General features: G+C 69.5%; 13 protein-coding genes. 3 read left to right on the top strand and 10 right to left on the bottom strand.

Going from position 1 to position 13,856, the window contains the following annotated elements; all coding sequences use genetic code 11:
• Positions 1-215 precede the first annotated feature (215 nt).
• Together C6C15_RS08875 and C6C15_RS08880 are read left to right on the top strand one after the other, a co-directional pair.
• Positions 216-1,568: a DUF349 domain-containing protein gene (locus C6C15_RS08875; RefSeq protein WP_231919617.1), complete on the top strand. Its 1,353-nt coding sequence runs from the start codon at positions 216-218 to the stop codon at positions 1,566-1,568.
• 59 nt (positions 1,569-1,627) lie between these two features.
• Positions 1,628-2,176 carry a hypothetical protein gene (locus tag C6C15_RS08880; RefSeq protein ID WP_105949869.1) on the top strand — a complete coding sequence of 183 codons (549 nt, stop codon included), beginning with the start codon at positions 1,628-1,630 and terminating at the stop codon, positions 2,174-2,176.
• Here C6C15_RS08880 and C6C15_RS08885 read toward each other — a convergent pair.
• The 10 genes from C6C15_RS08885 to pdxS all read right to left on the bottom strand — a co-directional run bounded on the left by C6C15_RS08885 (position 2,163) and on the right by pdxS (position 12,413).
• On the bottom strand, positions 2,163-4,415 hold the full coding sequence (locus C6C15_RS08885) for a RelA/SpoT family protein (RefSeq protein ID WP_105949870.1): 2,253 nt from the start codon (positions 4,413-4,415) through the stop codon (positions 2,163-2,165). The two genes, C6C15_RS08880 and C6C15_RS08885, sit on opposite strands and share 14 nt — an antisense overlap.
• Before the next feature lie 65 nt (positions 4,416-4,480).
• A complete protein-coding gene (gene secF, locus C6C15_RS08890; RefSeq protein WP_060922271.1) occupies positions 4,481-5,470 on the bottom strand; it encodes a protein translocase subunit SecF in 990 nt (329 codons plus the stop codon).
• Complete coding sequence (gene secD, locus C6C15_RS08895) at positions 5,470-7,200, bottom strand: protein translocase subunit SecD (RefSeq protein WP_060922272.1); 1,731 nt, start codon at positions 7,198-7,200, stop codon at positions 5,470-5,472. Before secD ends, secF begins: the two co-directional genes overlap by 1 nt.
• Positions 7,201-7,255: 55 nt before the next feature.
• Complete coding sequence (locus C6C15_RS08900; protein ID WP_370670655.1) at positions 7,256-7,657, bottom strand: preprotein translocase subunit YajC; 402 nt, start codon at positions 7,655-7,657, stop codon at positions 7,256-7,258.
• 72 nt (positions 7,658-7,729) lie between these two features.
• Positions 7,730-8,755 carry a Holliday junction branch migration DNA helicase RuvB gene (gene ruvB, locus C6C15_RS08905; protein WP_060922274.1) on the bottom strand — a complete coding sequence of 342 codons (1,026 nt, stop codon included), beginning with the start codon at positions 8,753-8,755 and terminating at the stop codon, positions 7,730-7,732.
• Positions 8,748-9,368, bottom strand: a complete 621-nt coding sequence (ruvA, locus tag C6C15_RS08910) for a Holliday junction branch migration protein RuvA (RefSeq protein ID WP_105949871.1) — start codon at positions 9,366-9,368, stop codon at positions 8,748-8,750. The genes ruvB and ruvA overlap by 8 nt, the downstream gene beginning before the upstream one ends.
• A gap of 9 nt (positions 9,369-9,377) precedes the next feature.
• On the bottom strand, positions 9,378-9,962 hold the full coding sequence (gene ruvC, locus C6C15_RS08915; protein ID WP_060922276.1) for a crossover junction endodeoxyribonuclease RuvC: 585 nt from the start codon (positions 9,960-9,962) through the stop codon (positions 9,378-9,380).
• 45 nt (positions 9,963-10,007) lie between these two features.
• Entirely contained in the window at positions 10,008-10,769 is a 762-nt protein-coding gene (locus C6C15_RS08920) for a YebC/PmpR family DNA-binding transcriptional regulator (RefSeq protein ID WP_060922277.1), read from the bottom strand.
• A gap of 170 nt (positions 10,770-10,939) precedes the next feature.
• Positions 10,940-11,530 carry a pyridoxal 5'-phosphate synthase glutaminase subunit PdxT gene (gene pdxT / locus C6C15_RS08925; RefSeq protein WP_105949872.1) on the bottom strand — a complete coding sequence of 197 codons (591 nt, stop codon included), beginning with the start codon at positions 11,528-11,530 and terminating at the stop codon, positions 10,940-10,942.
• Positions 11,520-12,413 (bottom strand): pyridoxal 5'-phosphate synthase lyase subunit PdxS, encoded by an 894-nt coding sequence (gene pdxS, locus C6C15_RS08930; RefSeq protein WP_025103530.1) that lies wholly within the window; start codon positions 12,411-12,413, stop codon positions 11,520-11,522. Before pdxS ends, pdxT begins: the two co-directional genes overlap by 11 nt.
• A gap of 89 nt (positions 12,414-12,502) precedes the next feature.
• On the opposite strand from pdxS, the gene C6C15_RS08935 reads away from it, so the two are divergent.
• Positions 12,503-13,810, top strand: coding sequence for an aminotransferase class I/II-fold pyridoxal phosphate-dependent enzyme (locus C6C15_RS08935; RefSeq protein WP_105949873.1), 1,308 nt, complete (start codon positions 12,503-12,505; stop codon positions 13,808-13,810).
• Positions 13,811-13,856: the final 46 nt, after the last annotated feature.

A 13,856-nucleotide genomic window follows, 5' to 3' on the forward strand; every position in this document is an offset into this window, starting at 1 on the left:
ATGACGCGCAGTGTGTCCTGCATCGAACGTTCTGCTCACGAAACGGTAACGTCCCACCCCGCGAGACCCCGCCTCGTCGCCGAGACCCCGCCTCGTTCGCGCACGAATCACGGGGTCTCGGCGGCAAGACGGGGTCTCGCGGATCAGAGAGTGCGTACTAGGCTGAGCCTCGTCCTTTCCGCCTCCCGCGGCGTGACCGCGCAAGGAGAATCACCGTGTCTGCCAACGAGCCCGCGAAGCCGACCCCGCCCGTTCCCACCCCGCCCGCCGTGCCGATGCCGCGGAAGACGCCGACTCCGGCCGCCGTCGCACCGGCCGCGGCGAAGCCGACTCCGGTCTCGTCCGCCGGCGAATGGGGCCGCGTCTCCGAAGACGGCACCGTCGAGGTGCGCGAAGGCGAGTCCTGGCGCGTCGTCGGTCAGTACCCGGACGGGACCCCCGACGAGGCTCTCGCCTACTACGTCCGCAAGTACGACGACATCGCGTTCAAGGTCGTCGCCCTGGAGCAGCGCCACCAGGCCGGCGGTGCCTCCGCGAGCGACCTGTCCAAGCAGGCCGCGCACCTCATCGACGAAGCCACGGATGCCGCGGCCGTCGGCGACCTCGCCGGTCTCCGCGACCGCCTCACCGCGCTGACCGCGTCGCTGTCCGAGGCCACCGCCCAGGAGGCGCAGCAGGCGAAGGAGCTCGTCGAGCAGGCCGTCGCCGAGCGCACCGCCCTCGTCGAGCGTGCCGAGGCCATCGCCGCCCGCGACCTCAGCAAGGTGCAGTGGAAGCAGGTCACCGCCGAGCTCAACGAGCTCTTCGAGTCCTGGCAGGCCCAGCAGCAGAACGGTCCGCGCCTGTCGAAGGGCGTCTCGCAGCAGCTCTGGAAGCGGTTCCGCGACGCGAGGGCCGTCGTCGACAAGCACCGCCGGGCGTTCTACTCCGAGCTCGACGATGCGCACAAGGCGGCGCGTGATGCGAAGTCGCGACTGGTCGAGCGCGCCGAGGCCCTGGCCCCGCGCGGTGTCGACGGCATCCCCGCCTACCGCTCGCTCCTCGACGAGTGGAAGACGGCCGGTCGCGCCGGACGCAAGGCCGACGACGCCCTCTGGGCACGTTTCAAGGCCGCCGGCGACGCTCTCTACGCCGCTCGTGCCGAGCAGGCCGCAGCGGAAGAAGCCGACTCCGCTCCGAAGATCGAAGCCCGCCAGGCGCTGCTCGAGCAGGCCAAGGCTGTCGCCGACGAGCCGAACATCAAGCGCGCCCGCGCCCTGCTCACGCGCATCCAGCGCGAGTGGGACGAGGTCGGCCGCATCTTCCCGCGCGACAAGGAGCGTGCGCTCGACGACAAGCTCCGCGTCATCGAGCAGGCACTCAAGGCGCGCGAGGACGTCGACTGGAAGAAGAACAACCCGGAGACCAAGGCGCGGGCGAACGACATGAGCTCGCAGCTCCACGAGGCGATCGAGAAGCTGGAGGCGGAGCTCGCAGCCGCCGAGGCCTCCGGCGACAGCAAGGCCGCCAAGGAGGCCGCGGACGCCCTCGAGGCCCGTCGCGCCTGGCTCAACGCCCTGGGTGGCTGAGCTCTCCACAGATCCACCGATCTCCGCACGAGCGGGGTGCAGGCCGCCACACTGGCGGGATGCACCCCGCTCTGCTGTATCTGCCCGGCGCGCGGCTCAGCGTCTGTGAACTCAGCGCCGCCCGCCTCGACGGACATGTCATCGAGGTCGGCGACGCCTACATCCCCGCAGATCTTCCCGAATCCGCCGATGTCCGTGCGAGCAGCATCGCCGCCCTGGTCCAGGACGGTGCCGCCGCGTGCGGGCCGAGCGCCGCCTGGATACACGGGGCGGGCGATGCCCCGCCGTCGATCCATCACGTGCGTCGCTGTGTGGAACGTCGTGTGCGCCCGCGGGTGCACACCCGCGTGTCCTTCCACGACACGATGGTCCCGGAGGAAGACGTGCGCCGCCTCGGCGGGATCTTCGTGACGTCTCCCGTCCGCACGATGTGCGATCTCGCCACGACGCTGCACCGCGATCCGCGTGTGCTGTCCTGGATGCAGGCGCTCGCCCCTGCCCACCCCACGGCTCTCGAGGGTGCGATCCGGGCCCTCAAGGGAGGGCACCGGGTTCCCGGGAGCGTCAGCGGCCTCGCCGCGCTGGAGAGGCTCCTCAGGAGGAGGTGACGCGGTAGACGTCGTAGACCGCGTCGATCCGGCGCACCGCGTTCAGGACCCGGTCGAGATGCACCGCGTCGCCCATCTCGAACACGAAGCGACTCAACGCCAGGCGCTCGTCGGTCGTCGACACGGTCGCCGAGAGGATGTTCACGTGATGCTCGCTGAGCACCCGTGTGACGTCCGAGAGGAGGCCGGAACGATCGAGGGCCTCGACCTGGATCTGCACCCGGAAGACGCTCTTCGTCGTCGGTGCCCAGGAGACCTCGACGAACCGATCCTGCTCGCCGCTGAGGGCCTTCACGTTCACGCAGTCCGCCCGGTGCACGGAGACGCCGCTCCCCCGCGTGACGAACCCGACGATCGGATCGCCGGGGACGGGCGTGCAGCACTTCGCGAGCTTGACGAGGATGTCGTTCGCGCCGCGCACCAGCACACCGGAGTCGCCGCCCCGGGACTCGCGGGTCTGGATGCTTCCCGGGAGGTCGATCGCGCCGGTCGTGGGCTCGTCGGTGGCGACGAGCGCGGTGACCTTCTCGAGCACCGACTGCGTCGAGACGTGCCCCTCGCCGACGGCGGCGTAGAGACCCGAGACGTCCTCGTAGTGCATCTGGTGGGCGACCTCGGTGAACGAGTCCTGGCTCATCAGACGCTGCAGCGGCAGGTTCTGCCGGCGCATCGCGCGCGCGATGGCCTCCTTGCCCTGCTCGATGGCCTCTTCGCGGCGCTCCTTCGTGAACCAGCCGCGGATCTTGTTCCTGGCGCGCGTGCTCTTGACGAAGCCGAGCCAGTCCTGGCTGGGTCCCGCATCCGGGTTCTTGGACGTGAAGACCTCGACGACGTCGCCGCTCTTCAGCTCGGACTCCAGCGGCACCAGGCGTCCGTTGACCTTGGCGCCCATGGTGCGGTGCCCGATCTCGGTGTGCACGGCATAGGCGAAGTCGACCGGGGTGGCACCGGCCGGGAGACCGATCACCCGCCCCTTCGGCGTGAAGACGTAGACCTCCTTGGCGCCGATCTCGAACCGGAGGGAGTCGAGGAACTCGCCGGGGTCCGCGGTCTCGGCCTGCCAGTCGGAGATGTGTGCGAGCCACGCCATGTCGGTGTCGGAGGCGCGGACCTCGGCCTTGCCGCCGCCGTTCATCCGCTCCTTGTACATCCAGTGCGCGGCGACGCCGTACTCCGCCTGGTGATGCATCTCGTGCGTGCGGATCTGGATCTCGACCGTGCGTCCGGCCGGGCCGATCACGGTCGTGTGCAGCGACTGGTAGAGGTTGAACTTCGGGGTGGCGATGTAGTCCTTGAACCGGCCGGGCAGCGGCGTCCAGCGGGCGTGGATGGCCCCGAGCACGGCGTAGCAGTCGCGCACGGAGGAGACGAGGACACGGATCCCGATCAGGTCGTAGATGTCGTCGAACTCGCGGCCGCGGATGACCATCTTCTGGTACACCGAGTACAGCTGCTTGGGCCGGCCGACGACCTTGCCGCGGATGCGCAGGTCGCGGAGGTCTTCGTCGATCTCCTCGATGACCTGGCTCAGGTACTTCTCCCGCTGCGGGGTGCGCTCGGCGATGAGGCTGTGGATCTCGTTGTAGATCTTCGGGTGCAGGACGGCGAAGGAGAGGTCTTCGAGCTCCGACTTGATCGCCTGGATACCGAGGCGGTTGGCCAGCGGCGCGTAGATCTCGAGCGTCTCCTTGGCCTTCTTCGCGGCCTTTTCCGGCGGGACGAAGCCCCAGGTGCGGGCGTTGTGCAGCCGGTCGGCGAGCTTGATGAGCAGCACGCGGATGTCCTTCGACATCGCGACGATCATCTTCCTGACGGTCTCGGCCTGGGCGCTCTCGCCGTACTTGACCTTGTCGAGCTTTGTCACGCCGTCGACGAGCATCGCGACCTCATCGCCGAACTCGGCGGTGAGGTCGGTGAGGGCATAGCCCGTGTCCTCGACCGTGTCGTGCAACAGGGCGGCCGCGATCGCCCGCGGGCCGAGCCCCAGCTCCGCGAGGATCTGGGCGACGGCGAGCGGATGCGTGATGTACGGCTCGCCGCTCTGCCGCTTCTGCCCCTCATGCTTCTCCTTGGCCACGGCATAGGCGCGGGAGATGACGGCGAAGTCGCCCTTGGGGTGGTTCGCCCTGACGGTGCGGATCAGGTTGTCGAGATCGTTGATCCGGGACGCACGCGAGAAGATGCGGGGCACCAGCCGTCGCAGACTCGAACCCTGCGATGCCGTCTGCGGCTCCGCCATCCACTCACCTCCGAATCAGACAATCCTACGCGCGCTGAGCGGGGGTCGGCCCCGCAACGGGGGCGTCAGGCTTCGACAGCCGCTTTGGCTCGCGCAGCGCGGATACGGGCGTCGCGCTCCTTGATCTGCGGCTCGTTCTCGCGGAAGAGCGAGTACAGCGGCGCGGCCACGAACAGGGTCGAGTAGGTCGCCACGAGGATGCCCACGAAGATCGACAGCGAGATGTCGGTCAGCGTCTCCGCACCGAGCCAGAAGGCGCCGATGAAGAGGATCGCACCGACCGGCAGCGCGGCCACCACGGAGGTGTTGATCGAGCGGATGAGGGTCTGGTTCACCGCGAGGTTGACCGATTCCCCGAACAGCCGCGACGTCTTCTCCCCGTCCTCCGTGGTGTTCTCCCTGATCTTGTCGAACACGACGGTGGTGTCGTACAGGGAGTACGCGAGGATCGTGAGGAAGCCGATGACGGCCGCGGGCGAGATCTCGAATCCGGCCAGGGCGTACACGCCGACCGTGATCACGAGCACGTCGAGCAGGCCGATGATCGCGGCCGCCGACATCTTCCACGTACGGAAGTAGATGGCGAGGATGAGGAAGGTCAGCGCGAGGAAGATCGCCAGGCCCCACAGGGACTGCCGGGTCACGCTCTCGCCCCAGGCCGGACCGATGTACGAGGAGGCGACGGCGTCCGGTTCGACGCCGTAGGCATCCGCGAGGGCGCGCGCCACCTGCTGCGTCTCGCCCGCGGTCATCTGGTCGGTCTGCACCCGGACATCCTGGTCGTTGACGATGACGACCTTGGTCGCGGCACCGGGGACGACGGACTGCACCGCTTCGGTCGCGGTGTCCTGATCCGTGGTGTCGGGCGCAGCGACGGTGAACTGCGAACCGCCGGTGAACTCGATCGAGAACTGGATCGGGCGGAACAGCGGCACGAGGGCCGAGCCGACGACCAGAGCGATCGCGATGATGAACCAGAGACGACGGCGCCCGACGAACGGGAAGGACGTCTTGCCCGTGTAGAGGTTGTTGCCGAACTCATTCATGGAAGGCATCAGTTGTCTCCCTCACTTCCGGCCGTGGTCTGTCTCTCGGCGGCGAGGGCCTCCGCCCGCTTGCGCTCGGCGATGGTCTGCCGGCGATCCGCCTCTCCGCGCGAACGCGCGTTCTTCGCTCCGCGCCCCGCGGACGCCGTGGCGACCTCGCGGTACTGCGAGCGGCTCCGGTACACGGCGCCCAGGGCCTCCGGATCCAGACCGGAGAGCTTGTGCCCGCCACCGAAGAACCGCGTACGAGCGAGCAGCTGCATCACCGGGTGGGTGAAGATCACGAAGATCAGCACGTCGATCACGGTGGTGAGGCCGAGCGTGAACGCGAAGCCCTTCACCGTCGAGTCGGCGAGGATGTACAGCACCACGGCGGCCAGGACGTTGATGGACTTGGAGATGTAGATCGTCCGCTTGGCCCGACCCCAGCCGTCCTCGACGGCACCGGTGATCGACTTGCCGTCGCGCAGCTCATCGCGGATGCGCTCGAAGTAGACGATGAAGGAGTCGGCGGTGAAGCCGATCGACACGATCAGGCCGGCGACGCCGGCGAGCGACAGGCGGAAGCCGATCCGCCACGCCAGGATGCAGATGACGATGTAGGTCAGCACTGCCATCACCGCGATCGACGCGATGATCACCGTCCCGAGCGCCCGGTAGGACAGCAGCGAGTACACCGCCACGAGCGCGAGGCCGATGAGGCCCGCGATGAGGCCGATCTGGAGCTGCTGGGTGCCGAGGGTCGCGGAGATCGTGTCCGAGCTCTGCACCTCGAAGCTGAGCGGAAGGGCTCCGAACTTCAGCTGGTCGGCCAGGGTCGTCGCGCTCTCCTGCGTGAAGCTGCCGGAGATGCTGGGGCGGCCGTCGAGGATGACGCCGTTCATTCGCGGCGCGCTGATGACCTCGCCGTCGAGCACGAAGGCGAACTGGTCGCGCGGCGACAGCCCGTCGATGCGGTTCTGGTTGAGCCGGGTGCTCACCTGACCGAAGGCGTCCGCGCCCTCGCCGTTCATGGTGAGCTGCACGATCCAGGCGCCGGAGCGCGGGTCGCGTCCCGCCGTCGCGTCGGTGATCGCACGGCCGTCGAGCTCCGCCGGGCCGAGGATGAACTTGGCGGTGTCGTCGGGCGAGCAGGCGATCACCGGCTCGTCCTTCGGCGCCTTTGACGGGTCGTTGGACGGGTTGGCGCAGTCGTACGCCTGGAACTCCGCCGCGAGCTTGTCGGTGACCCACGACAGGTCGCTGGCGTCGGTGGGCTCGGCCGTGGGCTCGGCGTTCAGCGAGGGGTCAGGGCTCGGGTACGGGGTGGAGTTGCCGTCCTCTCCGACGAACTCCGTGCTCGCGGCCGTGGTGTAGAGCACCGGACGGAACTCGAGCTGGGCGCTGGACTGGATCCGCTGCCGCGTCTGCTCGTCCGCCTCACCGGGGATCTGGACGACGATGTTGCGTCCACCCTCGGTCGTGATGTCGGCCTCGGCCACACCGGAGGCGTCGACGCGCTGACGGATGATCGCCGCGGCCTGGTCGAGCTGCTCCTGTGTCGGTGCCGCGCCGTCCTCCGTCTCCGCGCTCAGGACGATCTGGGTGCCGCCCTGCAGATCGAGCGCAAGCTCAGGTGTCCACGAACTCTGCTTGAAGACGTACACACCCAGCGCGTTGATGCCGAAGAGCACGCCCGTCACGAGGAGCAGGCCGAGGAGGACCCGCCAGGCGTGACGGACAGGAGAGGATGAAGCCACGTGTGTTCAGCTTTCTGGAAGGACGGTGATCCGGGAGGCCGCGACGGCCCTCGTCTTACTTGTCGTCGGCGTCCCGCTCGAGGCGGGCACGGGTCTCCTCCGGCGTCTCCAGCGCGGGAGCGGCGGTCTCGTCGACGACGTGGTCGTCCGCGGCGTCGACGGGCGCGTCGACGATGGCGTCCTTGGGCTCCACGACCCGGAGGATCGCCTGGCTGTGCACCTCGATGACGGTGCCGGGAGCGATCTCCACCAGGGCCGGGGAGTCGAGGTCTTCGGCGTCGTACGCGACGATGGTGCCGTAGATGCCGCCCTGCAGCAGGACCTTGGCGCCGGGAACCGTCTTGGTCGCCTTCTCCTCCTGCTCGGCCTTCATCTGCCGGGTGCGCTTGCGCGTGTTGAAGATCATGAAGATCAGCAGGACGGCGAGGAGTCCGAAGAGGACAAATTCCATGGGCATGGGGATGGCGCCTTTCTCAGGTGCACGCACCAGCCTTTGGGCGCACAGCGGTATCGGGGAAGTCTTCAGCGATTATAGGTCATCCAACTTCAGCATCCCGTCCGGGTGCGCCACGCCGAGGTGGGCATACGCCTCCGGCGTCGCGACCCGCCCGCGAGGGGTGCGACCGAGGAAGCCGATCCGCACGAGGTAGGGCTCGACCACGCTCTCCACGGTCTCCGGTTCCTCCCCCACCGCGACCGCCAGTGTGCTGAGGCCGACGGGCCCCCCGCGGAACCGACGGACCAGAGCGTCCAGCACCGCGCGGTCCAGACGATCCAGGCCGATCGCGTCCACGTCGTAGAGGTCGAGCGCCGCCCGCACGCCCCCGAGGGTCGCCTCGCCTCCGCCGTGCACGAGCGCATAGTCGCGCACCCGGCGCAGCAGGCGATTGGCGATGCGCGGGGTCCCGCGGGAGCGTCGCGCGATCTCGGAGAGCGAGTCGGTCGGGAGGTCGACGCCGAGTACCGAGGCGGACCGCCCGATGACCTGCTCCAGCTCGCCCTCGTCGTAGAACTCGAGGTGACCGGTGAAGCCGAAGCGGTCGCGGAGCGGGTTCGGCAGCAGTCCGGAGCGCGTGGTGGCGCCGACGAGCGTGAACGGGGACAGCTCCAACGGAATGCTGGTGGCCCCCGCGCCCTTCCCGACCATGATGTCGATCCGGTAGTCCTCCATGGCGAGGTACAGCATCTCCTCCGCCGACCGGGCCATGCGGTGGATCTCGTCGATGAAGAGCACCTCGCCGGGCACGAGGCTCGACAGCAGCGCCGCGAGGTCGCCGGCGTGCTGGATGGCCGGACCGCTGGACATGCGCAGCGGACGGTCGCTCTCGTGCGCGACGATCATGGCCAGTGTGGTCTTGCCGAGTCCCGGGGGCCCCGCGAGCAGGATGTGGTCCGCGGGGCGGGACTGGATGCGGGCCGCCTCCAGGAGCAGCTGCAGCTGTCCACGTACCTTCTGCTGTCCCACGAACTCGCCGAGGCTCGACGGCCGGAGAGCGCCCTCGATGGCGAGCTCGGACTCGTCGGTCGGCTCGGTCGGATCGAGGGCGTCAGCCACGACCCTGGCCTGCCTGCGCCGGGCCGAGCAGCGCGAGCGTGCGCCGCAGCAGCAGGGCCACGGAGGCCCGCTCGGCATCCGTGGCGTCCGTCGCCGTCTGGGTCGCCGCCTCGGCGGCGACCTTCTCGGACCAGCCGAGGCCGACCAGAGCCACCGTCACCTGGGCCACGACATCGTCCCCTCCCGACCCGGCGGGCGTCGACGGGGCAGCCACGGCCTGGACCTTGCCGGCGAGCTGCACGACGATGAGCTTCGCGGTCTTCGGTCCAATGCCGGAGACCCGGCGGAACGGTGCATCGTCCTCTGCGGTCACGGCCTCCGCGATCTGGTCCGCGGTGAGGTGCGACAGCACCCCGAGCGCAGACTTCGGGCCGACGCCGGTGACGCTGAGCAGCAGGGAGAAGATCTCCAACTCGCCGCGGTCGGCGAAGCCGAACAGCGAGAGCGAGTCCTCGCGCACGATGAGGCTCGTGTGCAGGAGGAGCTTCTCCCCCACCGTTGCGGTGTGGGCGACATCGGCGGGGACGGCGACCGCGAAGCCCACGCCCCCGACGTCGATGATGACCTGGTCCGGCGTCGTGTGCAGCACGGTGCCGTGCAGAGAGGAGATCATCCTGTCAGTCTAGGAGCCGGCTCGTAGATATGTTCGAGCGACACGCTCCGCGTCGGCCCACGCGCGCTGCGCGGGAGTCAGGCCGCCACCCGTGCGACTCGTCGACGGAGCGCCGCGGCGCCAAGCATGACACAGCGCGATCGCCAGGGCGTCCGCCGCGTCCGCGGGCTGCGGAGGCGCGTCCAGCCGGAGGATCCGCGCGATCATCGCCTGGACCTGACGCTTGTCGGCGGAGCCGTACCCGGTCACCGCGGCCTTCACCTCGCTGGGCGTGTGGGTCGCGGCCGGCAGGCCGGCCTCGGCCGCGATCAGGAGGGCGACCCCGCTCGCCTGCGCCGTGCCCATCACGGTGTGCGTGTTCTGCTGCGCGAACACCCGCTCGACCGCGACGGCATCGGGCCGGTGCTCGGCGATCGCCGCGCGGATCCCCGCGGCGACGATCGCGAGCCGGTCGCCGATCTCCGCATCCGGGGCGGAGCGGATGACTCCGACGTGGACGAGCGTGCCGCGACGAGCGCGATCGACGTCGACGATGCCGACACCGCACCGGGTCAGTCCAGGGTCGATGCCGAGCACGCGCAACGAAGTGGTCACCTGACCAGGCTAGGCCGCGCGCCGCGTCGTCGGCTCGCGCCGCGCCTACGCGTCGTCGTTCTCGAGCTCTGCCTGGACCTCGGCCGACAGATCGAAGTTGCTGAAGACGTTCTGCACATCCTCGCTGTCCTCGAGCGCATCGATGAGGCGGAACACCTTGCGGGCGGTCTCGGCGTCGATCTCGACCTTGAGGTTCGGCACGAACTCGACGTCGGCCGACTCGTACTCGATCCCGGCGTCCTGCAGGGCGGAGCGGACGGCCACCAGGTCGCTCGCCTCGGTGATGACCTCGAAGCCCTCGGCGTGCGGTTCGATCTCCTCGGCGCCGGCCTCCAGCGCCGCCATCATGACGTCGTCCTCGGTCGTGCCCTCGGAACCGACGACGATGACGCCTTTGCGGCTGAAGTTGTACGCGACGCTGCCCGGATCGGCGAGGGTGCCGCCGTTGCGGCTGAGCGCGGTGCGTACCTCGGCCGCTGCACGGTTCTTGTTGTCGGTCAGACACTCGATCATGAGGGCGACGCCGTTAGGACCGTAGCCCTCGTACATGATCGAGGTGTACTCGACGGCCTCACCGCCGATGCCGGCGCCGCGCTTGATGGCGCGGTCGATGTTGTCCTTGGGGACCGAGGTCTTCTTCGCCTTGAGCACCGCGTCGAAGAGCGTCGGGTTGCCCTGCAGGTCGGCGCCGCCCAGCTTGGCCGCGACCTCGATGTTCTTGATGAGCTTGGCCCAGGACTTCGCACGGCGCGCGTCGATGACGGCCTTCTTGTGCTTGGTCGTGGCCCACTTGGAATGCCCGGACATAAGTCTCCGCTCGTCGTCTGCGCCCCGGAACGCCGCCCAGGGCGTCGTCCAGTCTATCGAACCGTGCCGCGGCACCGCTGTCGCCCCGCTCGCGCAGGCGTTCGCGCGAGGTCAGGCACCTGCGTGCGCACGCGCCTGAACTCGCGCCGATGCCTGAACCCACGACACCGTCAGCGGCGGGCGACCCGGTCGAGGAAGCGCCGGTGGAACCGCGTCTCGTTCGTGATCTCCGGGTGGAAGCTGAGCCCGAGCAGCCCGTCCTGCTCCACTCCGACCACGCGGCCGTCCGGCAGCGTCGCGAGCACCGAGGCCCTCGGCCCGACCGCCTCCACGACGGGTCCGCGGATGAAGGCCGCCGTCACTGGCTCGTCGAACGCGGGCACGGTCAGCTCGGCCTCGAACGATTCGGCCTGACGCCCGAACGCGTTGCGCCGCACGACGGCATCGAGTCCGCCGAAACTCTGCTGTCCTTCGATCGCGTCGACGACCTCGTCGGCCAGCAGGATCAGCCCCGCGCAGGTGCCGAGCATCGGCATCCCGTCGGCGATCGCGTCGCGGATCGGCTGCTGCAAACCGAACAGTCGGGACAGCTTGTCGATCACGGTCGATTCGCCACCGGGGAGCACGAGACCGTCGACGCGCGCAAGCTCCTCGGCCCTACGGACCAGGGTGACGTCGGCGCCGAGCACTTCCAGGAGCGCGGCGTGCTCCCGCACATCGCCCTGCAGGGCGAGGACGCCGACGCGCGGGCTACCAGCCACGCTCGGCGAGGCGGTGCGGCGCAGGCAGGTCGCTCACGTTGATGCCGACCATAGCCTCGCCCAGCCCGCGGGACACCTCGGCGATCACCTTCGGGTCGTCGAAGAACGTGGTGGCCTTGACGATGGCCTTCGCGCGCTCGGCCGGGTTTCCGGACTTGAAGATGCCGGAGCCGACAAACACGCCGTCGGCGCCGAGCTGCATCATCATCGCCGCATCGGCCGGGGTCGCGACGCCTCCGGCGACGAAGAGCACCACGGGGAGCTTCCCGGTCTCGGCGATCTCCGCGACGAGCTCGTACGGTGCCTGCAGCTCCTTCGCGGCGACGAACAGCTCATCCTTCGGCAGCGCGGTCAGCGCGGCGATCTCTCCCCGGATCTTCCGGATGTGCTTCATGGCCTCGGAGACGTCCCCCGTGCCGGCCTCACCCTTGGAGCGGATCATCGCAGCGCCCTCGTTGATGCGGCGGAGCGCCTCCCCCAGGTTCGTGGCGCCGCAGACGAACGGCACGGTGAAGCCGAACTTGTCGATGTGGTTCACGTAGTCGGCGGGCGAGAGCACCTCGGACTCGTCGATGTAGTCGACGCCGAGTTCCTGCAGCACCTGCGCCTCGACGAAGTGGCCGATCCGCGCCTTCGCCATGACGGGGATGGAGACCGCGTCGATGATGCTGTCGATCATGTCGGGGTCGCTCATCCGGGAGACACCGCCCTGCGCGCGGATGTCCGCGGGGACCCGCTCCAGCGCCATCACGGCGACGGCACCGGCGTCCTCGGCGATCTTCGCCTGCTCGGCGGTGACGACGTCCATGATGACGCCGCCCTTGAGCATCTCGGCGAGACCGCGCTTCACGCGTGCGGATCCGGTGGTGGGCTGCTCGGTCATGGGGGTCTCCTGTCGGATGATCCGAAATCGGTTTTGATCTAGATCAAAGGTAGCACTGTCCGATCCACCTAGAATCTCGGAGGAGGATCATGAGCGAGCAGATCAGGGGAACCACCGCGGCGGAGATCGCGGACAGCGTGCGCGCCCTCCGGGACCGCGGCACGCTCCGGCCCGGCGAGGTCCTTCCTCCCGTGCGCGAGCTCGCGGCGACCCTCGGGGTCAACCGCAACACGGCGGTCGCCGCCTACCGCCAGCTCGCGCAGGCGGGACTCGTGCATTCGCGCGGGCGCGCGGGCACGGTCGTCGCCGGCGTCGACGTCGTGCCGCAGGAGGGCTACGCACCGGACACCGTGCTCCGCGACATCGGCACCGGCAACCCTGACCCGGCCCGCATCCCCGACCCGTCGCAGGCGCTCGGCACGATCGGTCGTCGTCCCGTGCTCTACGGGGAGCCGGTGATCGACCGCGGTCTCGAAGCGTGGGCGCGGGAGTGGATGGGTGCCGACCTCCCCGGTCACGACTTCCGGGTCACCGTGACCAGCGGTGCGGTGGATGCCGTCGAACGCCTGCTCGCGCAGGCGCTCATGCGTGACGACGCCGTGGCACTCGAGGACCCCTGCTTCCTCGCGAGCATCCACACCGTGCGGCTCGGCGGGTATCGCGCCATCACAGTCCCGGTGGACAGCGAGGGCATGACGGTCGACGGTCTCCGCGCCGCTCTGGACGCGGGCGTCCGCGCCGTGATCTGCACCCCGCGCGCGCAGAATCCGACGGGGGTGAGCCTCTCCCCCGCCCGCGCGGAGGCGCTGCGCGGCGTGCTCGCCGACCACCCGTATGTGCTCGTCATCGAGGACGACCACTTCTCTCTCCTCTCCCAGCGTCCCTACGAATCGCTGATCGGCCCCGGCCACCAGCGGTTCGCCCTGGTGCGCTCGGTGTCGAAGTTCCTCGGGCCTGACATGTGCCTGGCGCTCGCGGCGACCGACCCGGAAACCGCAGAGCGCCTGGCGATGCGGCTCAGCCCCGGCACCACGTGGGTGAGCCACCTGCTGCAGCGCCTCACGCTCGCCCAGCTCACCGACCCCGACGTCCGCGAGGAGATCGCGGAGGCGGGCCGGCACTACGCCGCGCGGAACGCCGCGTTCGCGGGACGCCTGCGCGCGGAGGGGATCGACGCGCCCGACCCGGACGGCCTGAGCCTGTGGGTCGGATTCGAGAAGCCCGCGCGCACGGTCGCCGACCACCTCATGCGGCGCGGCTGGCTCGCGCGCACCGGCGACGACTTCGCGCTCGACGAGCGCGCCGAGCCCTCGCATCACCTCCGACTCACCGTGCACGACCTCGCCGAGGACGACACGGAGACCCTCATCGCCGACCTCGTCGCCGCCGGACGATGATCACCCGACGCGGGCATCGACCCGCCCAGAATGAAAGGGACCGGGT

Source organism: Microbacterium sp. str. 'China', from assembly GCF_002993305.1.
GTDB classification, from domain to species: domain Bacteria; phylum Actinomycetota; class Actinomycetes; order Actinomycetales; family Microbacteriaceae; genus Microbacterium; species Microbacterium paraoxydans.

Bases quoted from the DNA above. Each gene is read 5' to 3' on its own strand.
- C6C15_RS08935 (WP_105949873.1), top strand. From the start codon at position 12,503: ATGAGCGAGCAGATCAGGGGAACCACCGCGGCGGAGATCGCGGACAGC.
- C6C15_RS08900 (WP_370670655.1), bottom strand. From the start codon at position 7,657: ATGCCCATGGAATTTGTCCTCTTCGGACTCCTCGCCGTCCTGCTGATC.
- C6C15_RS08880 (WP_105949869.1), top strand. From the start codon at position 1,628: ATGCACCCCGCTCTGCTGTATCTGCCCGGCGCGCGGCTCAGCGTCTGT.
- pdxS (WP_025103530.1), bottom strand. From the start codon at position 12,413: ATGACCGAGCAGCCCACCACCGGATCCGCACGCGTGAAGCGCGGTCTC.
- C6C15_RS08920 (WP_060922277.1), bottom strand. From the start codon at position 10,769: ATGTCCGGGCATTCCAAGTGGGCCACGACCAAGCACAAGAAGGCCGTC.
- ruvA (WP_105949871.1), bottom strand. From the start codon at position 9,368: ATGATCTCCTCTCTGCACGGCACCGTGCTGCACACGACGCCGGACCAG.
- C6C15_RS08885 (WP_105949870.1), bottom strand. From the start codon at position 4,415: ATGGCGGAGCCGCAGACGGCATCGCAGGGTTCGAGTCTGCGACGGCTG.
- secF (WP_060922271.1), bottom strand. From the start codon at position 5,470: ATGCCTTCCATGAATGAGTTCGGCAACAACCTCTACACGGGCAAGACG.